Genomic DNA, 24,184 nt, shown 5'->3' with positions numbered 1-24,184 from the left:
ATGAAATTACTGATAAGGTCTTTTCTAAAGAAAAATATTGCATTCCTTAGTTTTAGTGTTATCTTACAGACTATAGCCAATATATGCACAATCATAATTCCGTTAAGTTATCAATACTTAATAGATAAAATAATTTTAAAAAATTCATTTGATAAGTTACCTTATTATGTTGTCGGTATTTTAGTAGTATTTATAGTGTACATGATAACAGATATTTTTTCAAATAAAGTATTTATTAAGTATACAATTGAATTTAAGAAAATATTGGAAAAAAGTGTAATGGCAACTCTTTTAAAGTCTGAGGACAAAGCCATGAAAAAGGCTACTAAAGGAGAAGTTATTACAAGGTTAGCTCAGGATATTGATACAGTCATTAATTTCTGGGCAGAATATTTTATAGCACTTTTAATGGGTGTAGCAGAGTACCTTATAGTTATAATCGTTATTTTCAGGATACATTTTGCATTAGGTCTGATAAGTTTGGTAGCTACTCCCCTGTTTTACCTGTTAAGTAAGAAAATGGGCAAAAATATTGGAGAAGCAAGCATCAAACTCAGAAACAGCAGTGAGAAATTTATTGAACAGATTGATGAATGTCTTGATAGCCGTGAAACAGTGAAAATTTACAATTGTTTTAATTATGAATATAACAGATATGTGAATACTTTAAAAACTTATTTAGGAAATACCAAATGGTTGATGAATATTACACTTCTGTCTAAAAAATTTATAGGGGGATTAAGTATACTATTTCCTCTAATAATACTACTAAGTGGTAGTTTTCTTATTTCACTGGAACAGATTACACTAGGTTCTTTAATCAGTGTATTATCAAGTCTCAATTATATATTAGCTCCTTCTGCTATGTTATCAAACAGCTTAATAGCATATAAGCAAGTTAAGGTATCTTACAATAGGCTCCTTCCATTTTTTGAACGCGAAAAAAATATGAATGAGGAGACAGAAACTATAAAAGAGCCTTTACCCTCGTTTGATAAGTGTACCGAAGTGCCTGTATTCTCCGTTAATAAATTATATTTTCAGTATGAAGATTATGAGGTATTAAAAAATATTTCATTTCAAATTAATCAGAAAGATTTTATCAGCATAGTAGGAGATAACGGAACTGGAAAAACTACATTGATTAGAATTTTATCTGGACTATTGGAGCCAACCCAAGGTGAAATATTTATTAATGGATTATTGCTTAATAAGGATACTGTAAACAAAGTCAGAGAAGATATCAGCATTGTAATGCAGAAGGAATTTCTTTTTCAGGATACCATTGAAAATAATATACTTCTTCAAAAAACAGATTCATTAAATGAAATAGCTAAAAAAGTGATAGATTCTAAACTTTTATGCCTAGATGTGGGCAAGAATGGTTCAAAACTATCTGGCGGAGAAATACAAAAGGTAGCTATAGCAAGAGCACTTCAAAAAAATAGTAATATATTTATGATAGATGAAGGTAGTACAAATTTTGATAAGCGTTCACGAGAAACCTTATACGAGATTCTCCAAGCATTGAAAGGCAAGAAAACCATTATGGTAATAGACCACTATTTATCATATATTTCTCTCAGTGACAAAGTATTATATTTTCAAGATAAGGAACATATATTTTTAGATACACATGAATCATTATATAACAATAACAGCCACTATAGAGATTTTTACTCCAGTATGGAAGCAATATAACATGGAGGTGAATTATGGATCATAATGAAATAAAAATAGAAGATTATACTATTAATAGTAATATCACATTAAAAAAAAGAATCGATAAGAAAATTTCTGTAGTTAATCAAGATGGCGTCAGAGAAGTTCTGGATATCGGTGCTTCTTATTTACTTGATCTTTTTAATGCGAGAAAGTTTGATATAATTACTCAATTAAATAAAGGCAGTCATACAGAAATTAAAAGGCTAATTGATAAGGGAATATTAGTGACTGATAAGTCAAATAAAATCTTTGATTTAACGCCTAGATGGACTTTAGAAGAAGTTTTCTTTGAACTTTCAAAACGATGCAATTTAAATTGCAAGCACTGTTATATTCCAGAAGATATAAATAAATTGGAACTTACTTTTGATGATTGGATCAAACTAACTGATATTTGTGCCACACTTGGAGTATATATGATAAAATTAACTGGTGGCGAACCTATGATTAATTCTTATTTTTTCGATTTAGTTGAATACATCAAAAGTAAAAATATTAAAATTCGACTATATACAAACGGAAGCTATTTGAATCATGAAAATATAAATAAACTGAAGTTATTGGGGCTAGATGAGATTCAAATAAGTATGGATGGAGCCTGTGAAAAAACACATGATAATTTTAGAAATACGAAAGGTAATTTTAGTAGAATCCTTACAGCCCTACCGCTATTAGAAAGTAATGGTTTTGCCGTTACTCTCTCATTTACTGTTTCTTCATTCAATGTTAAAGAATTAGATAACTTTATACAGTTAGTTAGAAACTATAAGAACATAAAAGTAGTAGTAAGTCCTTATATAAATTACCATCAGACTTATCAAAATAAAAATGACTTTTTGGATATAAAAGATGAGGATATCATAAAAATAAAAAATTGTTTTAATGAAAATAAGGACATATGGTCCGATAAAACTAGGTATTATTTATCTTATTCAAATAAGTATATTGGATTTTGTGGTATGGGTGTATATAGTTTATATATTGATTCTAATGGAAAAGTAATGTTATGTCCACTACTTAACCAAGAGGAAAATCTTGTTGGAGATATTCATGAGGAAAGCTTAAATAATTTATGGGAGCATTCACCTTTGTTAGTGGAGTATCGGAGTAAAACAATAGCTGACATTAGTGACTGTAATACATGCAGCAACTCATATACTTGCAGAGGAGGCTGCCGTGCACGTGCATTTTTTAAACATAAAAATCTATTAACTAAAGACCCAATAAGTTGCAAAATGTACATATGAGGTGGATTATGGTTAGAAAATTTGAAAGAATATTATTAGTAAATTGCACTTTGGACAAGATTAGCAGACAAAAAATTAAAAATACCGTATCAACACCTAACCTTGGTTTGCTTTCAATCGCATCCGTTTTAATTATGCATGGATATAAAGTAAAAATAATTGATTTTTTTGTGGAAGATATATCAGAAAATGAATATATTAATATTTTACATACTTGGAATCCTTCAGTGATAGGATTTTCAGTTTATACCAGAACATCCCCTTTCTATAATCGGATTATGAAAATAACGAAACAAAGTGGATTTAATGGAATAACAATTGCTGGAGGACCTCATTCTACATTTAATGAAGAAGAAATGTTGAAAAATACAAAAGTAAATTATGTAATTAAAGGAGAAGGAGAATTTACTTTTCTTAAATTATTAGAACATTTAAATTATCCAGATCAATTCCCGTTAAAATATGTAGAAGGAGTATCATATATTGAAGAAGATAATGTGATTATTAATGAAAAGTTTAAATTCATCGGAAAATTAGATGCATTGCCTCTTCAACCTATCGGGTTAATAGATCCATCTAATTATTCTACTGCATTTACTATGATTACCAGCCGTGGTTGTCCTGGAAACTGTATATATTGTTCATCTAGAAGTATGTCCGGCAATAAGTACCGGATGAGAAGTGCAGAAAACATTATATGTGAGATGATATATCTAAAAGATATATTAAAAACAGATAAAGTAGTTTTTTTAGATGATACTTTTACAGCCATTCAAAGCCGTTTCAACAGATTTATAGAGCTTTTAAGGCATTTGGAATATAAGTTTAGCTATAGAATTGAATCTAGAGGTGATACCCTGATAGAAAAAAATTTAGACGACCTAAAAGATACTAATTGTAATGTAATACATGTAGGAATTGAAAGCGGATCACAGGAAGTAATTAATAAAATAGGCAAAAAAATTAATTTGTCTGAAACCATACAAAGATTGCTATATGGTAATAAGATAGGTATCCATATGGTTGCCAGTTTCATAATCGGTCATTATTGTGATAATAAAGAAACCATTAGAGAAACCATAGAATTAATGAAACATCTTAAAAAAGCAGGAGTAGAAGTTTCTGTAGCTTCTTGTACACCTTTTCCTGGGACAGTGTTATATGAAAACCGCGATAGACTAAATGTGAAGATATTAGCATCCTCTTGGCAGGATTATGATTTTGGCAATGTTATTATAGAAACAGAATTTTTAAAAAATGAAGAATTACGTGAATTATTATTTGAGGCTGTTATGGTAAGCATGTAGATTAAAAGGGTAAGTCCATTCAAAATTTAACTGCCCGAATGTGTCCAATTCGGGCAGTCAAATAAATTAATCATTATTCTTTCTTAATTTTATTACATTCCATGATAATTTTCCTAATGTAGCCTTGACATTTCCATCCTCAATAGCAGCATTTCCATTACTGTTAGGAACAACATTATTTGGATTTTCTTTAGTATTTGTAGCTTTAATATCACTATTTTCTAAAGTTATATGCTCAACAACTTCAAATGTACCAAATCCATTGAGTTCTACATCAAGAGTAATACTATTATCTGTATCCTTATTAACTGCAAATATTGTTATTTCATTATTGTCATCACTGATAACAGCGACAGCATCTATACATGGAACATCTGTAAAATCCTTACTATCGTACTTAGGAGACTTTATAATTGAGTTTAAAACTGTGCCCCTTCCATAAATAGATGTATGAAGATAAGGATAGAAAATTGTCTGTTTCCATACACTACCACCATTTTCAGTCATAATTGGAGCAATGACGTTAACCAACTGAGCAAGACATGCTATTTTCACGCGGTCTGCATTTTTCAGAAGAGTTATTAGCATACTTCCAACTAATAAAGCATCTTCAAAATTATATACATCCTCAAGACGATGAGGAGCTATTGACCATCTCTCTATTTTCTTGTCCTCTTCATTTGAATGGAACCATACATTCCACTCATCAAAGGAAAGGTTTATTTTTTTCTTTGAATGCTTTTTGGCTTTCACATAATCACAAATGGCTACTACTGATTTTATAAAGTCATCCATATCTAGTGATCTTGCAAGATAGTTTTTTATATCGTTATCTTGGTTCCCATAATAAGTATGTAAAGAAATATAATCAACATGCTCATATGTATGCTCCAGTACTGTAGCTTCCCACTGTCCAAATGTAGGCATCCCGCTTCCTGAACTACCACATGCTACTAATTCAATCGTTGGGTCTACCCATTTCATCATTTTTGCAGTTTCACATGCTAATCTTCCATACTCATCAGCTGTCTTAGCACCAATTTGCCATGAACCATCCATCTCATTTCCAAGGCACCATGTTTTAATATTGTGCGGTTGGCTATATCCATGTGATTTTCTCAAGTCACTCCAGTATGTACCTTCCTCTAGATTACAATATTCCACTAAATTTCTGGCAGCATCTGCTCCCCTAGTACCCAAATTTACCGCCATCATGACTTCTGTTCCAATGTCTTTTGCCCACTGGCAAAACTCATTTGTTCCTACAGAATTTGTCTCAATTGTTGACCAAGATAATTCTGCGCGTCTTGGACGCTTTTCAATAGGCCCTACTCCATCTTCCCAATTATATCCCGAAACGAAATTTCCACCAGGATAACGAATTATTGGTACTTGTAACTCTCTAACTAATTCTGCAACATCCTGACGGAATCCTAGCCTATTAGCTGTAGGATGATTTGGTTCATAAATTCCTCCATAAACTGCTCTGCCTAAATGCTCAATAAATGATCCAAATATTCTTTTGTCCACGTCGCCTATAACGTAGTCCTTGTTAAGGATGATTCTTGCTATCGTCATACTAACCTCCCACGCCCCATTTGGGTGCTAAAATTTTATTAATAATATCGTGGAGGTACGCATTGTTAAAAGCATACAACCACATTTTTTTATTGCTAACCTCCCACGCCCCATTTGGGCAAAAAATATAATTATATTATTTGGAAAATCTAAATTCTTTGGATTGCTGACTTCTATCACTCTCATTTGGTACAAAATATTCAAAAATATATTAGAGCATATTGGCTTATACTTCTGTACTTACTTAAAGCTTCTCTTAAACTAATATTACAATTATTCTTGAAGAATGAATTTAATATAATCATATTAATGTTCAAAAAATATGAAGTCAATACTATTAATTAACACTTTATACCTAAAAATTTTTTACAACATACCAAGTATTGTGATATTATTAATTTATCCCCAGTATAACGAGGCATAAAAGTATCCTCCACTTCTATAAGTGGCAGATATCGTTTTGGTTTTCAGGCGGTGACAAAATTCCCGCCCAACTTACACGCTGCTTATACTAATGGAATTTATCTAAAATTGAAACTTACAATAGAAATTTTCAATAGAAATTTTCAATAGAAATTTTCAATAGAAATTTTCATTTTGAATCTAGGCGTTATAAAACCTACTAAGTTAAACTCTCAGCAGCTAATCTTATTATAAATTTTGAAATTATACTTTATCAAAATATTTCTAGGGGGAAATTATGTATAAGGTTTTTATAGTAGAGGATGAAATTGTAATACGAGAAGGTATCAAGAACAAAATTCATTGGGAAGACGAGGGTTTCATAATTGTAGGAGACGAGAGTGATGGCGAATTAGCTTATCCTATGATTATTAAAGAGCAGCCGGATATTCTGATTACTGATATAAAAATGCCATTTATGGACGGTCTTGAATTAAGTAAGTTACTGAAAAAGGAAATGCCGCAGCTAAAAATCATAATTATAAGCGGATATAGTGATTTTGGTTATGCACAAAAAGCAATTGATATTGGTGTCAGTGAATATCTGCTCAAGCCCATCACATCCGATAAACTGGTTACTGCAGTAAAAAATGCAGCTTCAGCAATTGAAAAGGAACGAAAAGATAAACAGATACTAGAACAGTATCAGCTTTTGGTTTATCAGAAGCAAGGAGAAAAAAGAACAGATTTTTTTAATGCATTAGTTAGTGGCAAAATGTCTCTTTCACAAATTATTGAGCAGGAAAAGGAACTTGGAATTGATATGGTAGCAAGAGCCTACTGCGTTATGCTATTTCAATTTAAAGGTCAAGAGGATATGTACGAGTATTCAAATGAAATAGTACAATGTGAAACTCGAATGACTCAAGCTTTAAATAGATATCCCGACATAAAAGTATTTGAGCGCGGTATGGATGGATGGGCTTTTATACTTATGGGTGAAAATGATTTGCAAATTAAAGAATTAACTAAGGAACTTTGCAATTTATTAATTGATATCTGTGGTAACAAGACACATTATTTCGGAGGAATCGGCAGAGTTGTTCATCGTATCCGGGACATGCAGCAATCCTATCTTGATGCTAATAGTGCTTTTTCCCTCCGTTATTTTGAAAGCAGAGATCAGTTCTTATCTTATAATGATGTACGAAATATTAAGGCTCAAGTAGGAAACAGAATTAGTGTTAGTGAGTTAAATCTTGAGAAGCTTGACAGAGATTTATTGGAAGAATTTTTAAAAAGGGGAACAATTAATGATGTAGATGAATTTGTAGACAGCTATTTTGATGGATTTGGTTCTAATGCTATGAAATCAACCATCTTCCGTCATTATATTATAATGGATGGATATTCAGCTATCGTAAAATTCCTCAATACATTGAAATACCCAAAAGAAAAGATAGATACCATTCTTAAGGACATGAATAATATCATTGATCATCTTTCTAGTTTTGACGACTGCTGCAAATTTTATAAATCAATACTAAAAGAAGCAATTGATCTTCGAAATAAGAATAGTCAAAAAAGATATGCCAGTCTTATTGAACGTGCAAAGGAATATATGCACCTTAATTATTCTATGAGTGATCTTACACTAGATCAAGTCGCAGCTACGGTTAACCTAAGTCCCAACTACTTTAGTTCCCTTTTTAATCATGAAACTGGCATGACATTTATTGAATATCTAACAGATATCCGAATGGAAAAAGCAAAAGATTATTTAAGATGTTCAAGCAAAAAAATAAGTGAAATTGGATTTTTAGTAGGATATTTAGATTCCCATTATTTTAGTTACATATTTAAAAAAACACAGAATTGTACACCATCGGAATACAGGATGCAAGGTAAAGGTGAAGAATGATAAACTATAATGATAGAAAACAAATCAAGTATCCCTTAAGGCTGAAGCTTTTTATGGTAGCAATTGTTATTATCATACCTATGATTATTCTCTCGGTTTACCAAATTACTGCTCTGTACAACTATAGTACATCTTACGATGCAATAGTCCGAAGAATTACTTCAGCTAATAATTATAATCTCAACTTCAAAGAGGAAATGGATGAAAGTATGTATAAGATTGTTGTAGAATCAGAGACTTTCGAATCCATTGAAATAAATAGTGATTTAAAGAATCCTTACAAGTTGATTGAAGATGCAAGAGAAAATTTTACTAATCTCAAGAAGATAACCTCAAGCAGAGAAAGCCTTGATTGGATTAAACGTATACTGCTTAATCTTGATACTCTTAATGATAGAATTAATGAAATACGTGATAATCTAAATCAAAAGGGACATTATGAAGAAAATATTCAAATGCTGGAATCTGATATTTATATTCTGACAGAAATGTTTCAAGAGGAAATTCAGTATTACCTTTATTATGAAACCCAAAATTTCGAAGAAATTAGACAAAACCTTAATGAGCAAGTAACCAATGCAATTTGGATAATGATTGTTGCATTATCTTTTATAATTGTAGCATCTATTTTAGTCAATATTTTTGTGACAGAAAGTATTACAAAACCAATCCGAACATTATGCGATAAAACCGCCATGGTTGCAGGGGGAGATTTTACAACTAGAACCACCTGCGATAATCATGATGAACTATCAATACTATCCGACAGCTTTAACGACATGGCTTCTAAGCTGGAGCAACAGGTTAAAAGTATAAAGCTTGAACAGGAAAACTTAAGGCATATGGAATCAAAGCTTCTTCAAACTCAGATTAATCCACATTTTTTGTATAATACATTAGACACAATTATATGGCTTATTGAAGGAGATAAAAATAAAGAAGCTATTGATATGGTAGTATCTCTTTCTGAATTTTTCAGAATCGTTGTTAGTAAAGGTAAAGATTTCATTACCGTCCGTGAAGAAGAAACACATATAAAAAGTTATCTGCAGATACAACAGTCACGATATAAAGATATCCTTGATTACGAGATTAATATTCCTGAGGAATTGTATGGATATCAAATTTTGAAGCTTACAATGCAGCCAATCATTGAAAACTCCTTATACCATGGTATAAAAATGTTAAGGGCTATAGGAAAAATAACAGTAACTGGTGAAATATTAGATGGTATAATTTATTTCCATGTAATTGATAATGGAATTGGAATGGATGAACAGAAATTAAGTGCCTTGAGAAAAGAAATTGAAAGACCAGGTAGCAAGCAGAGCTCTGGGTTTGGGCTTGCAAATGTTAATAAACGAATAAAACTAAACTATGGTAATAATTATGGTCTGACTATACAAAGCACAAAAGGAAAAGGTACAGACATCACAATTAAAATTCCTGCAAGGATAGCAGAAGTTGAACGAATTGAGGTGGGCTATGAGTAAAAATGTTAGAATAGTATTTTGGATTTTCTTTATTGGATTGATAACGCTTGCAAGTTGTAGTCTGAGACCATCAAAAAACTTCCAAAGCAATGAAACTGTAAAAGCAGAGCATATGGATTCTGATCTAATAATTGTAGGTTTTTCCCAGCTTGGTTCTGAATCAGACTGGCGTACGGCAAATACTAAATCTATTCAAAATGCGTTTTCAAAAAAGAATGGTTTTTCTTTGATTTTTTCAAATGGCAGACAGAGACAAGAAAATCAGATTAAGGCCATAAGAAGCTTTATATTTCAAGAGGTTGATTATATTGTGATTGCCCCAGTAACAGAAACAGGATGGGATACAGTACTTCAAGAAGCAAAACAAGCAGGTATTCCAGTAATAATTGTAGATCGAATGATCGAAACAGAGGATGATAGTCTTTATGTCGCATGGGTAGGCACTGATAAGTATGCTGAAGGTAGCAGAGCAGGACAGTGGTTGGAACAACATCTAAAAGGAAAAAATAATGATACTATAAATATCGTTGTCTTGGAAGGTACTCCAAATTCAACAGCTCAAATTGGACGTTCTAAGGGCTTTGAGGATATAGCAAAAAAACATAAAAATTGGAATATTCTTGCACGTGAAAATGGCGATTTTACTAAAGCAAAGGGCAAGGAAGTAATGGAGAAATTATTGCAAAAATATGATGACATTGATGTATTAGTTTCACAAAATGATGACATGACTTTCGGAGCAATAGAGGCAATACGTGAAATGGGATTAACCTGTGGTGTCAACGGTGATATAACCATCATTTCCTTTGACGCTGTTTCGGAAGCCTTTGACAAAATGGAAGAGGGCTTAATTAATGTTGATATTGAATGTAACCCATTGCAAGGGCCAATGATAGCACAGATAATAGGCCGCTTGGAAAGAGGCGAAAAAGTCGAAAAAATATCATATGTGACTGGAAAGGTATTTGAAGCTGAAAGAGCAAGTAGGGACCGCATTGGACGTAGTTATTAATTATTTGTACCCATATCATAATATAGAATAAATATGTTGTTTTTTATAATGATTTAATTTATGTATCTTTCAACTTATGTTATGTACTTGTTTTGAACTCGAAGAGTAAAATTTATTTTTCCTACTAACAGAGTTTTAAAAAAATTAGTAAAATAAGTTAAACTAATATAGTTTATCCCATATAGTAAAATTTTATACAAAAATCATAAAAATCTTAACCAACAAAATAGCAAAAAATAAGCTCAGTAAAAATATCTACAAAGAATGGGACTTTTTCCGTATTTTTATGTGTACAAGTTTCATATACTTTTAAATGTAAAAAGAAAACTCAAAAATATGAGTTAATTATGATTGGAGGAAATATCCATGAAAAAACTATTATCATTAGTTCTAGCATTGTCTCTAGTACTTACAATTGCAGCGTGCGGCAATAAATCAGCTGGCGGTGATGACAGCAAATCAGGTGACAAAGTTACTGTAGGTGTTGTTCAAACAAACGCTAACGAATCAGATTGGCGTACAGCTAACACAAAATCATTCGAAGCGGCTTTTAAAGAAGCAGGTTTTACATTAAAGATGGTATATGGTGAGGGAGATCATGCAAAACAAATCTCTCAGGCACAGCAACTTATCCAAGAAGAAGTTGACTATCTTGTTGTTTTAGGACTTCAGTCAGCTGGTTGGGAAGATGTTGCTAAATCAGCTAAAGAAGCTGGTATTCCTTTTATTATGGCTGACCGTAAGCTTGATCTTGATGAAGATCTTTACACTGCAATGGTATGTTCCGATTTCGAAGCGGAAGGTAACAAAGCTGTTGATTGGTTAAAGAAACAAGCACTCAAAGAATATAAAATAGTTGTTCTTGGTGGTGACACAGGATCTTCTGCTCAATTAGGTCGTTCTAAAGCAATTGAAGATGGTGCGAAAGCAAATGGTTGGGATATCGTATTCAACCAAAACATGAAGGGTTGGGACGAAACTCTTGCAAAGCAGGCTGTTGCTGACTTAATTGCATCTGGAACTAAATTCAATGTTGTTTATGCTGAAAACGACAACATGGCTCGCGGTGCTTGCGATGCAATGGATGCTGCTGGTATTACATATGGTAAGGATGGAGATGTAAAGGTTATCGCTTTTGATGCAAACAAGTGGGCACTTGAAAAAGTACTTGCTGGCAAATTCAACCTTGACGTAGAATGTAATCCACTTCATGGTCCACGTATTGTAGAACTTATCAACAAGCTTGAAGCTGGTGAAACTGTTGAAAAGAACGCTTTCGTTTCAGAGGAAATGTTTGATTGTGATACAATCACACAAGAAATAGTTGATAATCGTAGCTATTAATTATAAATTTAATTTTGTTGATAATCCCTGTGATTTTTAACAAGTTAACAATGTAAGCTAGATTGAAATGCGCGGCACCAAGTATTTGGATATTATTTTCAGTGCTTGGGTCGTGCATTTCTCAAATAAAAGAAGTGGCAGGATAATATAAAATATCGTGTCTGAACGGAGGTTTGAGTATTATTACTATGCAGAACACCGTACTTTCAATGCGAAATATATATAAGAGTTTCCCAGGTGTACGAGCTTTGCAGAATGTCAATTTTACTTTGCGTGAAGGAGAAATTCACGCACTTATGGGTGAAAATGGCGCTGGCAAGTCCACTCTAATAAAGGTTTTGACAGGAGTTCACGCCAAGGATGCTGGAGAAGTTCATATTAAAGGTATCGATAAACCAGTTAATATCAAATCTCCACAGGAGGCTCAAAAACTTGGTATAAGCACTGTGTATCAAGAAATAACATTGTGTCCAAATCTAACAGTTGCTGAAAATTTATTTATCGGTAGAACAAATGATCTTGTACTTGATTGGAAGCAGATAAATAACAAGGCAGAAAGTATTCTTAACAGTCTCGAGATACCCGCAAAGCCTACTCAGCAATTATCCAATTGCTCTATAGCAGTTCAGCAAATGGTAGCCATTGCACGTGCTGTTGATATGGACTGCAAGGTATTAATACTTGACGAGCCTACATCCTCACTAGATGAGCAAGAGGTTGCCAAGCTGTTTACACTTATGCGTGAACTCAAGAGCAGAGGTGTAGGAATAATATTTGTTACCCATTTTCTTGATCAAGTGTATGCTTTATGCGATAAAATTACAGTTTTGCGAAATGGCGAACTAGTTGGAGAATATCAAATTAAGGATTTGCCTAGAGTAGAACTAGTTGCCAAAATGATGGGTAAGGAACTTGGTGATTTGGCTGAAATACATAACAATTCCAGTTCTAGTTCTGACGGCACAAAAGAAGCAATAATTGAAGCAGAAGGACTTTCAAGTTCTTCTGGAATTAAGCCATTTAACTTCACTGCATACAAGGGCGAAGTAACAGGATTTGCTGGGTTACTAGGCTCTGGCCGTAGTGAGTGTGTACGTGCTATTTTCGGTGCCGACAAAGTAACAAAAGGCAAACTTAGAATTAAAGGTGAAGAAGTAAACATTACGTCTCCACTAAAAGCCATAAAGAAAGGAATCGGATATCTTTCCGAGGATCGTAAAAGAGACGGAATCATTGGTGATCTATCAGTTCGCGATAATATTATACTTGCACTTCAGGTTATGAGAGGCTTTTTCAGGCCATTTACTAAAGCTCAGGCACAGGAATTTGCAGATGAGTATATAAGTCTCCTCGGCATAAAAACAGCTTCAGCAGATACCCCTATCAATGCGTTATCTGGTGGAAATCAGCAAAAGGTAATTCTTGCCCGTTGGTTACTTACTCATCCCGATTATCTTATACTTGATGAGCCAACACGTGGAATTGATATCGGCACTAAGGTAGAAATTCAAAAGCTAGTGTTAAAGCTTGCTTCTGAGGGTATGAGCATCACATTTATTTCTTCAGAGATTGAAGAAATGTTGCGTACCTGCTCTAGACTGATTGTTATGCGTGACTTGTATGTAGTAGGAGAATTAAAGGGAGAAGATATGACACAGGATAAAATAATGTATACCATTGCGGGAGGAGTAAGCCAAAATGAACAAAATCAGTAGCGAACTTGATACCGACCGTTCTACATCTGTTATTAAATTAATAACTAAACACAGATTGTTTATTCCCATTGCGTTTCTTGCATTCTTATTGTTAATTAATATATTTATCAATCCAGGTTTCCTTAAAATCAGCTTGGGTAGTGACAGTACTGGAAATCCCGTTTTAATAGGGAACTTGATTAATATACTAAGTAATTCCACTGAACTTGTTATTCTTGCTATTGGAATGACACTAGTTACAGCCTCCTCTAGAGGTCAAGATATCAGCGTAGGTGCTACAATCGCCATAGTCGGAGGAGTGATTATGCGAGTCCTATGCGGGAATGAAACACAGCCAACAGAATTACATGCACCGATAATTGTTGCTCTTTTACTCGGATGCTTAGCTGGTATGGCTTGTGGAGCTTTTAATGGCATTCTTGTTGCAAAATTTAATATACAACCTATGGTAGCAACACTCATCCTCTTTACAGCCGGCCGTTCAATTGGCTCTATGGCAATGGGAGGACTTAAGCCAAAGGCTGTTGCATCCTTTGGGTATTACGGTAACTTTATACCAGGAGTACCAATACCTACACCAATACTTATTACGGTTGTAATTATTGCAATAACTTTTCTTATGTTGAAAAAAACCAACCTTGGTCTGTACACACAGGCTGTAGGAATCAATGATAAATCCTCAAGACTTAACGGTCTTAACCCAGCTAAAATTAAATTTTTGACATATGTTATTTTGGGTCTTTGTGTGGGTATCGCCGGTTTCATTCAGTCAAGCAGAGTACAAACTGTAAATCCTTACACAATAGTACCTAGTATTGAAATGGATGTTATTTTGGCTGTCGCCCTTGGCGGTAATTCACTGGGCGGTGGTAAATTTAACATGACTGGCTCAATTATTGGAGCATATACTATCCAGACACTTACTTCAATGTTGACTACACTTAATGTCAACACAAATGCTGTTCCAGTCTTTAAGGCAGTGATAATTATTATACTTGTAGCCATTCAAACACCAGTTATTAGAGAGTTTTTTGGCAAAAGAGTTGCATTATCCAGATTGACTGATAGCAATGTAAAGGAGAGTGGTTAGTATGTTATTCTCTAATAAAACTCAAGATGCAAACAATTTAACAGTCATTCAAAAGAAGCTTTCTCGTAAAGATTCTATGACTGATACAGCCTTCTTACTTACAATTACTATTTCGCTGTTTATCGCAATATATGCTCTCTCCATCATATTCCTTGGAGATAAGGGTTTCAACAAGGTTCAAATGTTCTTTAACCTTTTTAATGAAAATGCAGCACTTATAGTAATTGCTTGTGGTCTTTCAGTTGTTATGATAACAGGCAGTATTGACATTTCTGTAGGAGGCTCTACTGCACTTATATGCACGGCTTGTATTGTTTGCCTAAATAATTATAACTTTAATTTTTATACAGCTTTACTTTTGGCCTTAGCCATAGGTCTTACTTTTGGAGCAGTTCAGGGGTTCCTTATTGCATATCTTGATATGCAGCCCTTTATTGTTACGTTGGCAGGAATGTTCTTAGGCAGAGGATTAGTTGCTCTTATTGAAGTCAATCAGATACAGGTTAAAAATGCTGACTTTGAGAAGTTATCTGGTTCACGATTACAGATTCCTTTTATAGGAGACTATAATAGAAAAGGTGACTTTATTCAATCAAAGTTGGAATATGGAGTTATCGTAGCACTTATTATTGTTTGTATTATGTATTGGATACTCAGAAAAACAAACCTTGGACGCAGCTTCTATGCTGTAGGTGGAAATTCCCAAAGCGCCTTGATGCTTGGAATAAACGTCAGACGAACAAGGTTTAATGCTCATTTGCTTTGCGGATTACTTGCAGGTATAGGCGGGTTCTTGTACCTTTTCCATACACGTTCTGGTTCTGTTCAACAAGCAACTGGCCTTGAAATGGATGCAATTGCTGCTTCTATCATTGGAGGAACACTGCTCACTGGTGGTGTTGGAAATATATTCGGTACTTTATTCGGTGTGTTAACAAGCGGAATTGCATTACTAGTAGTTACAGCAATAGGTAGTCAAGATCCATGGTGGCCGCAAATTACACGTGCAGCAATGCTCTGCTTCTTTATTGTACTGCAGAGTATAATTTGCTCAAGAAAAAAAACTAATAAATTATAGCTTAACATTAGAGAGTGTTACTGTTTTTTTCACTCTCCACTAAAATTAGATTATTGGAATCCCCTTTTCAATAAAGGAATATAGGAATTAATTTGTCTGAAATTTATGAGGTTCACATTAGACTCATGATTTCAATTGTTCCAACAAATCAATTCCTATATTCCGAAAAAACTATTAAATCTTGTAAGCTTTTCTTTTCTAGAAATACTTGCTTTTTTATTAAAAATGTATTATTATATTATTTGCGTCGTGACAATTACGATATTTTATATGCGCCCGTAGCTCAATTGGATAGAGCGTCTGGCTACGGACCAGAAGGTTGTGGATTCGATCTCTGCCGGGCGCGCCAAATCACATGGTTAGAGCCTATAAGTATAAAAGCTTATAGGCTTTAGTTTTACTTATGGCTAACATAGTCAAAAGTAAAATTATTTTCATCATCAATATCGCTATCATCCTCTTTTCTTAAATAATAAATATAATCAAATTGTTATACGAATTTATTCTTATAATATTGTTTTTCAGCATGATAGTAACTAATAATATTCTGTGCTTTGTGTCTTTTTTCATATCTTCTTTTATTTCAACAAAACTACCTATTAAGATTTTTTAACCCTATAAAAATAAGAGCCTCATCTATATACGTTGTAATGAATTGAATAAATTGAAAAGAATTTTTTATGTAAAAACTATCCTATGTTTTGCTTTTTATGATTATTTATTCTATTAATTCCAAAATTTTATCAAAAAATAAAGGATAATTATTTTTAATGCAGAATACTGTATTATGATAAATTAAAACAAACATAGAATAATCAGTGTTAAATTTTCACTTAACAAAAGGATGCGTACATATGGCAAATGAAAAATGTATCAGAGACCCAATTCATAATTACATATATTTAACAGATGTTGAGTTTAAACTTATAAAACATCCTTTATTTCAGCGATTAAGATTTATTACTCAAAACGGGGCAGCATATTATACATACCCATCAAATAGAAACTGTCGTTTTCTGCATTCTCTTGGATGTATGAAATTGGGAGGAGATATTTTTTTATATTCTACAGAGAATTTATCTGATAATGATGTAAAGGAATATTTGAAGCAATCCTATAAAATGTTAGAAAATATAGCAACCGACAATCTGACAACTCCCATTAGTGATATAACTAAAGAATTTATTTCTACAAAAGATAAAACATTTGATAAATATGGGCTATCTTTGTGGATAAATAAATCTTCTATAGAGAATGAAATGAAAAAAGAAGTATTTCAAATGCAATTTGCACGAGCGGTTTTGTTTCAAAGTGTAAGACTTGCATGTATACTCCACGACATAGGTCATTTCCCGTTTAGCCATGCTGTGGAAAGAGCCTTTAGTCAATATTTAGATTATTTAAACCCAAGAGTAAAAGAATCAGACGATATATACATAAAGTACAATTCGAAAGTTAAATATGTTGAAAAGCAAATCCATGAAAGAATTGGATTAGGAATATTGCAAGAAATTATTCCATCAAATGAGAAAGACTTTCATAAGCTATGCAGGCATTTAGCGAGAATAATTCTTATTGGATCACATACAGAATATAATAATATAGTGCATCCTTTACATACTATTATATCAAGTGAGTTGGATTCTGATAGACTTGACTATTCATTGAGAGATCCACGTTCATCTGGTCTTGAACTAGGGGCATTTGATATTGAGAGACTAATAAGCAATTTTACAATAGTAAGAGAAGGTGAGAAGTTTGAAATATTACCAAAGGTAAATGCTCTTTCTTCTATCGAAAGTTTCTATCACCAGCGTTTCCTTACATATAAGTATTTAATATATCATCACAGTAAAGCACGTATGGACGAAATTGTAAAAGAAATAACTGTTTTATTAGTTGAAATACATAATAGTAAGGACTATAATTACGATTCAATTAAAAAGGTATTAGAAGATTATAATTTTAACTACCTATGGGAAAAATGTGATACAAGAGAGTATTATTATTGTAATGAAAATTGGTACTTTACTATTTTACAGGGAATATATATAATTATTCAAAGTAATAATATTGATGACAAAACAACAAAACTTAAGGTTTTAATTGAAACCTTTATTTTCAGAAAAACTGAAAACATATACTCTTTCTTTAAAAGATATGATACATATTTTAACTTTATGGAAAGAATGTATATAAAGATAAATCAATTGAAAAATATAGAATTTGATGATTTTGAAAAGAAAATGAGAGGCGTTATTAATGATTCAATTAATAATAATGCTTTGAAAGAATTAAACGATAAATTATATAAAGAGGATAATGTTATTTGTTTGATTACAAAAACTGATCCGAAAGTAATAAAGTTTTTAAAAAACCAACAGCACCCCCCTACATCAGAGTTGAATGTTGTTCAACATGAAAAAAATGGTGAAAAGAAAAAAGTTCCGATAACGGTATTTTCACCTTACTTACAAAGTATGGGCTATGCATCAGAAAAAGAACAATTCTTTAATGTATTTATTATTAAAGAAGACATTAAAGCCGATATAGAAAAAGGATTGTTAGAAAAGATTAAGGAAGAATTTATAAACTTTTTTGTTTGTAAATATAAGGAGGTTTTATAATATGTGTGTAACAATGCTAGAAGAAAAAACTTACGGTGTATTCGACATAATTGATTCATCAAATGGGATAACAATTAAGGATTTGATTGATAATCTAAATCGCAAATATTCTCGTACTTTTTTCTTTAATGCTCATGTGAGTCTTGATGACTTAATCGAGACAAATGTTCTTATTGGAAGGTTAAAGATCGATAATGATTACATTTATATAACAGAAAGAGGAAAGCAGTATTTAAGTACACTTAAGTAATAACTTTTTATATTAATATCAAAGGTCAATTTTAGGTTCTGTTAAAGCCTGTAAGCTTTCATGCTTACAGGCTTTATTTATACTTCCTTCAAGAATAACTGATGCACTCATCTCTTATATTTCTTTTTATACCTATTGGTAATATTTTATCATCTTAGTTTATTTTACACTTTTACTATATGTGCTCTTTATATACTCTTTTTTACTTGTTTAATATATTTCTACACATATTGGTATTTATTTTTATATTTGTCGAAATATAATGCTTATTTCTGCTTAATTAATGACAATTTTATTTATTTTATTGAATTATACGATATTTTGTTATATAATTCGATATTATGTTTATAGTTTCGACGGTTCTTAAAGCCAATTACCCATTATTTATAATGAGTTTTTTTATGAGTAATTTACGATTAGTTAAATAATAATATAGCTTCAAAGTAAAGTCTCCTAGAAGCTATAAAAAATTCAAACCCATATTTTATTTAATGACATTAATGCTTATTCACATAAAAACAAGGGTTTTAAATTTTATTTTGCTAAAATAAATTGTTCACTAATTATTTCCATCTCAGTTATATTGTTTTTTGTTCATTATTTGTACAAAATAACAATGTAATTAGGATTGATTGTTTTGTAGTTTAGCTGGTAATTTAAGTTTATTTTGTAATGAGCATGTTTATATAGCACTATACTTTTTAAGCTTATTGGAATTTAAGTGTCTGAAGAACTAATTTAGTACCTTAACTAACGAGATATATTTAACATTAACTTATTAAATTTATAATTATATGTTCGGCTGTTAAGTAGCATATTTAGCATTTATATAAAATTGTATCAGGAGATTCGGGGAGGTTAATAAATGAAAAGATACATCATAAAACGGTTACTTACATCAATTTTAACACTATGGATTATGTTTACACTTACTTTCTTTCTAATGCACTTTATACCTGGCAGTCCCTTCATTGGTGATAAAAAGATGACACCAGAAATACTTGCTAATCTAGAAGCAAAGCATGGGTTGGATAAGCCTCTTATTGTTCAATACGGTATATATCTCAAAAATGCATTAGTTGGAGATTTGGGGCAGTCCATTACTCTTATTGGTCAAGATGTAACTACTATTATCGCAAGAAAATTTCCGTACTCAGTTAGGTTAGGACTTTTTTCAGGTGTAATAGCAATATTAATGGGTACTTTTTTAGGAGTTATTAGTGCTCTTAGGAAAAATACAAGCCTAGATAGAATAATTATGCTTATTGTAACAATAGGTATTGCTGTTCCAAGCTTTGTTGTAGCCACAGTAGGTATGATAGTATTTGGTGTTCAATTAAAATGGTTGCCAACTATAAGCTACTTAGATTCATTAAAAAGTTATATTCTTCCGGGATTTGCTCTTTCCTTTTTCCCGCTAAGTTATATAACAAGAATAATGCGTTCGTCTATGCTAGATGTTATAAATCAAGATTATATCAGAACAGCTAGAGCAAAAGGGCTATCTGAAAGGGTTGTTATTTTCAAACATGGCCTAAGAAATGGCATCCTCCCTGTTGTGACTTATGTAGGTCCTATGTTAGCTGGTATATTGACTGGTTCTTTTGTTATTGAGTCTGTTTTCTCAATCCCAGGTTTAGGCAGTTCATTTGTTACTAGCATAACAGCTAGAGATTATCCTACAGTAATGGGTGTAACAATATTTTTTGGTGCATTCCTAATTCTGATGAATTTTATAGTAGATATACTTTACAGATTTGTTGATCCAAGAATCAAAATAATTAATTAAGGTGGATGAAAACAATGTTAGATACAAACAATACTTATGATATAGAAAAAGAATTATTTTTACCAGCCACGGATGAGGAGAAAGCTACAATTGAAACCATGCGCCCATCAATTAGCTATTGGAGAGATGCATGGAATAGATTAAAAGCCAACAAAGTCGCTATGGGTGGTCTGGTTGTTATTATATTAATTTTTATTGCTGCTATCTTGGGCCCAATTTTATCCCCTTATTCGTATGACCAAATAAATAAAGGCTGCGAGAATTTAGCACCAAATTCACAATTTATTTTTGGAACTGATAGTCTAGGAAGAGACTTGTTTACCAGAACAATGATAGGAGCTCGAATTTCCCTTTCCGTTGGACTTGTAGCTGCAGCTATGATATCTGTCATAGGAATCATATATGGGGCTGTTTCAGGTTTTTTTGGAGGTTGGGTTGACATTGTTATGATGAGAATTGTAGATGTAATATATTCAATACCAACGATTCTTATTGTTATTTTGTTACAGGTAGTATTAAAATCTCCTATTGAGAAATTTGTTAATTCCGGTAATGCCCCCACCTTTGTGAGTGGTTTAGGCGTTGGTTTGATTAGTATATTTGTTGTATTAGCACTTTTATACTGGGTTGATATGGCTAGAATTGTAAGAGGTCAAGTTTTAACTATTAAAGAACAAGAATATGTAATGGCAGCAAAAGTTTTAGGAGCTAATAATAAATCTATTATATTTAAGCATCTTATACCTAACTGTATAGGACAAATTATAGTAATTGCCACTCTAAAAATACCAGAGGCAATATTTGCAGAATCATTTTTAAGCTTTATAGGGCTTGGTGTATCATCCCCTATGGCTTCTCTTGGTTCTCTTTCACAGTCTGCTCTCAAAGGAATTTATTCATATCCTTATATGCTTATTTTCCCAGCAGCCACAATAAGTTTAATTATTTTGTCCTTCAATCTTTTTGGTGATGGACTTAGAGATGCTTTAGATCCTCGAATGAAAAATAAATAAAAAGAAGGAATAATAAACCACAAGTACTTTTTACTAGTGTTGCAGAACTCAAAATGTAAATTACACTTACGAAAAAGTTCTCCACAAAGTATTACTACTTAGTTTTCTGCCCGAAATCGGGCTGGGAGGTTTGCATGAATAATAATAACAAATTACTTGAAATAAAAGATTTAGAAGTATCATTTTTTACGCCTGCTGGTGAGGTTAAAGCTGTTAATGGAATTAGCTATTCCCTTGAACCTGGAAAAGTTCTTGGAATAGTTGGTGAATCCGGTTCTGGAAAGAGTGTGTCCTCTTATTCCATTATAGGACTTATAGATAAACCTGGTAAAATAATTGGCGGAAGTATTACTTTTGAAGGTAAGGATATTCCTACCATGACTAAATCTGAAAAACTGAAATTTGCTGGAAATGACGTCGCAATGATATTTCAGGACCCTATGACTAGCTTGAATCCAGTATTCACAATCGGCAATCAGATTGCCGAGTCAATACGTCACAAGTATGGTAATTTAAAAAAAGAAGAAATCAAGAAGCGTTCTATTGAATTGCTTTCCCTTGTAGGAATTAATGAGCCTGAAAGACGATTGTCACAATATCCTCACGAATTTTCTGGAGGCATGAGGCAAAGAGCAATGATTGCTATGGCTTTAGCTGGCTCACCAAAAATATTAATTGCTGATGAGCCTACAACTGCACTTGATGTAACTATTCAAGCGCAAATACTTGAGTTACTAAAAGATATACAGAAGAAAACAGGTATGGCAATAGTACTTATTACTCATGATTTAGGCATTGTTGCTGATATGGCTGACGATATCATTGTAATGTATGGTGGTAAAATTGTAGAGCAAGGCACTGTATATAACATATTTCACAATCCTCTTCATCCATATACAAAAGGCTTAATAAGGTCTTTGCCAGATTTAAATACTAAAGGTTCAAAACTTATTCCTATTCCAGGAAATCCAATTGATCTGCTTCATTTGCCTAAAGGCTGCCCATTTGCACCTAGGTGTGAATATTGTATGAAGGTTTGTATTAACCATATGCCTGCTAATTACGAAGAAGCTGATGGACACACTGCTTTGTGCTGGCTGCTAGATGAAAGAGCAAAAGCCAATGTGGAGGTAACAAAATGACAAATAAGAAAATCTTAATTGAAGTACGTAATTTAAAGCAATATTTTAGCATAAACAATCATCTGGGAGAAAAATCCTTTGTAAAAGCAGTAGATGATGTGACTTTTAATATATATAAAGGTGAAACAGTTGGTTTAGTTGGTGAATCTGGTTCTGGAAAAACAACGTTGGGTCGTTCAATTCTTAGAATTTATGAACCTACTAGTGGTCAAATAAAATTTGATGGCGTAGATATTACAAATTTTAATAGAAAAAAGCTTTTGCCATATAGAAAAAAAATGCAATATATATTTCAGGATCCATATGCATCCTTAAATCCTAGAATGACGGTTTCTGATATTATAGGAGAACCTATAGATATACACAATCTAGCAAGTTCAAAAAAAGAGCGAGCTGATAAAATTCGAGAACTAATGAGTCTTGTTGGTTTAAATACTGAACATGCATCACGTTATGCCCATGAGTTTTCTGGTGGTCAACGCCAGCGAATCGGTATTGCACGTGCTATTGCAGTAGAACCAGAGTTTATTGTTTGTGATGAACCAGTTTCTGCTTTAGATGTTTCTATAAGAGCTCAGATAATAAACACTCTTGAAGAAATGCAGGATAGATTAAAGCTTACCTATTTGTTTATTTCTCATGATTTAGGTGTGGTAAGACATACCTGTGATAGAGTAGGCGTTATGTATTTAGGGCATTTAGTGGAATTAGTTGAGACTGAAGAACTATATAAGAACCCTCTCCATCCTTATACACAAGCATTACTCACAGCAATACCAGAACCTGACCCTGATTCTGCAAAAAAACGCAACAGGATTATTTTATCTGGAGAAATACCCTCACCAGTTAATCCTCCATCAGGATGTACATTTAGAACAAGATGCCCATATGCAAAGGATATATGTGCTAAAAAGGAACCCCATCTTACTGACTACGGTAATGGGCACTTCGCATCATGCCACTTTGCGGGTAAGCTTAAGGAAATATCTAAATAGATTATCCTTTTATATAATGATTACCTCTGTTTAATTAGGTTGCTTCAAAAGGTTATGGCTACAATGAAAAGTACTGATATCCTCTTTTTTATAATCAATTACAATTATTGTAGTTATATATCTTTTGATTACAACCTAAATTAACTTACATAATATTCTTTCACAATTAAACATTATTTGTAATCAAAGGTATTCTGAAGTTTTTTGTCTTAGTTATACAGAATCTAACATTATTAGTTTGTCAGAATAGTTAAATATCCAATTTAATAGACTTAAATTTTATGCTGATGGTTATATTTTTTAGATTGTTGTTCCTTCTATTCTTAAAAATGTATTTCTAAAGTAATGAGGTCGACATTATTTTAGTAAAATTATCAAGGTATTAATGCCTTGATTTAATGAAAAAATACGAATAGTTAGAACTATCAATTTAAATATTTAAATTGACTTTTTCCT

The 24,184-nt window shown here is 32.4% G+C and carries 17 protein-coding genes and 1 tRNA gene; 17 read left to right on the top strand and 1 reads right to left on the bottom strand.

All coding sequences use genetic code 11. The features are described from left to right. The 3 genes from EHE19_RS00320 to EHE19_RS00310 are packed head-to-tail and all read left to right on the top strand — an operon-like array spanning nt 1 to nt 4,279. Entirely contained in the window at nt 1-1,701 is a 1,701-nt protein-coding gene (locus EHE19_RS00320; protein WP_137697106.1) for an ABC transporter ATP-binding protein, read from the top strand. A gap of 14 nt (nt 1,702-1,715) precedes the next feature. Further along, the gene (locus EHE19_RS00315; RefSeq protein WP_137697105.1) at nt 1,716-2,972 is read left to right on the top strand and encodes a radical SAM/SPASM domain-containing protein; all 1,257 of its coding nucleotides are present in this window, start codon (nt 1,716-1,718) and stop codon (nt 2,970-2,972) included. A gap of 8 nt (nt 2,973-2,980) precedes the next feature. After that, complete coding sequence (locus tag EHE19_RS00310) at nt 2,981-4,279, top strand: B12-binding domain-containing radical SAM protein (protein ID WP_171003540.1); 1,299 nt, start codon at nt 2,981-2,983, stop codon at nt 4,277-4,279. A gap of 66 nt (nt 4,280-4,345) precedes the next feature. On the opposite strand, the gene arfA is transcribed toward EHE19_RS00310, so the two are convergent. Then, on the bottom strand, nt 4,346-5,857 hold the full coding sequence (gene arfA / locus EHE19_RS00305; RefSeq protein WP_137697103.1) for an arabinosylfuranosidase ArfA: 1,512 nt from the start codon (nt 5,855-5,857) through the stop codon (nt 4,346-4,348). A 700-nt stretch (nt 5,858-6,557) separates the two neighbouring features. On the opposite strand from arfA, the gene EHE19_RS00300 reads away from it, so the two are divergent. From EHE19_RS00300 to EHE19_RS00235, 14 genes are all read left to right on the top strand, one after another. Continuing rightward, nucleotides 6,558-8,180 (top strand): response regulator, encoded by a 1,623-nt coding sequence (locus EHE19_RS00300; RefSeq protein ID WP_137697102.1) that lies wholly within the window; start codon nt 6,558-6,560, stop codon nt 8,178-8,180. Further along, nucleotides 8,177-9,673 (top strand): sensor histidine kinase, encoded by a 1,497-nt coding sequence (locus EHE19_RS00295; protein WP_137697101.1) that lies wholly within the window; start codon nt 8,177-8,179, stop codon nt 9,671-9,673. The genes EHE19_RS00300 and EHE19_RS00295 overlap by 4 nt, the downstream gene beginning before the upstream one ends. Further along, nucleotides 9,666-10,685, top strand: coding sequence for an ABC transporter substrate-binding protein (locus tag EHE19_RS00290; protein ID WP_137697100.1), 1,020 nt, complete (start codon nt 9,666-9,668; stop codon nt 10,683-10,685). Before EHE19_RS00295 ends, EHE19_RS00290 begins: the two co-directional genes overlap by 8 nt. A 366-nt stretch (nt 10,686-11,051) precedes the next feature. Further along, nucleotides 11,052-12,029, top strand: a complete 978-nt coding sequence (locus tag EHE19_RS00285; RefSeq protein ID WP_137697099.1) for a substrate-binding domain-containing protein — start codon at nt 11,052-11,054, stop codon at nt 12,027-12,029. 188 nt (nt 12,030-12,217) lie between these two features. Beyond that, nucleotides 12,218-13,744, top strand: coding sequence for a sugar ABC transporter ATP-binding protein (locus EHE19_RS00280; protein ID WP_244648409.1), 1,527 nt, complete (start codon nt 12,218-12,220; stop codon nt 13,742-13,744). Continuing rightward, a complete protein-coding gene (locus tag EHE19_RS00275) occupies nt 13,728-14,834 on the top strand; it encodes an ABC transporter permease (protein WP_137697098.1) in 1,107 nt (368 codons plus the stop codon). The genes EHE19_RS00280 and EHE19_RS00275 overlap by 17 nt, the downstream gene beginning before the upstream one ends. Before the next feature lies 1 nt (nt 14,835). Further along, nucleotides 14,836-15,912, top strand: a complete 1,077-nt coding sequence (locus EHE19_RS00270) for an ABC transporter permease subunit (protein ID WP_137697097.1) — start codon at nt 14,836-14,838, stop codon at nt 15,910-15,912. A gap of 272 nt (nt 15,913-16,184) precedes the next feature. Further along, a tRNA-Arg gene (locus EHE19_RS00265) sits at nt 16,185-16,261 on the top strand. A 505-nt stretch (nt 16,262-16,766) separates the two neighbouring features. After that, a complete protein-coding gene (locus tag EHE19_RS00260) occupies nt 16,767-18,539 on the top strand; it encodes an HD domain-containing protein (RefSeq protein ID WP_137697096.1) in 1,773 nt (590 codons plus the stop codon). Between the two features lies 1 nt (nt 18,540). Further along, a complete protein-coding gene (locus EHE19_RS00255; protein WP_137697095.1) occupies nt 18,541-18,789 on the top strand; it encodes a hypothetical protein in 249 nt (82 codons plus the stop codon). Nucleotides 18,790-19,654: 865 nt separating this feature from the next. Further along, nucleotides 19,655-20,578 (top strand): ABC transporter permease, encoded by a 924-nt coding sequence (locus EHE19_RS00250; RefSeq protein WP_137697094.1) that lies wholly within the window; start codon nt 19,655-19,657, stop codon nt 20,576-20,578. Between the two features lie 14 nt (nt 20,579-20,592). Then, nucleotides 20,593-21,591 (top strand): ABC transporter permease, encoded by a 999-nt coding sequence (locus EHE19_RS00245; RefSeq protein ID WP_137697093.1) that lies wholly within the window; start codon nt 20,593-20,595, stop codon nt 21,589-21,591. A 134-nt stretch (nt 21,592-21,725) separates the two neighbouring features. Further along, entirely contained in the window at nt 21,726-22,733 is a 1,008-nt protein-coding gene (locus EHE19_RS00240; RefSeq protein WP_137697092.1) for an ABC transporter ATP-binding protein, read from the top strand. Next, nucleotides 22,730-23,728, top strand: a complete 999-nt coding sequence (locus EHE19_RS00235) for an ABC transporter ATP-binding protein (protein WP_137697091.1) — start codon at nt 22,730-22,732, stop codon at nt 23,726-23,728. Before EHE19_RS00240 ends, EHE19_RS00235 begins: the two co-directional genes overlap by 4 nt. The last annotated feature ends 456 nt before the right edge of the window (nt 23,729-24,184 follow it).

The organism is Ruminiclostridium herbifermentans (assembly GCF_005473905.2).
Lineage (GTDB): Bacteria > Bacillota > Clostridia > Acetivibrionales > DSM-1351 > Ruminiclostridium > Ruminiclostridium herbifermentans.
This window is presented reverse-complemented; position numbering and strand designations above follow the sequence as displayed.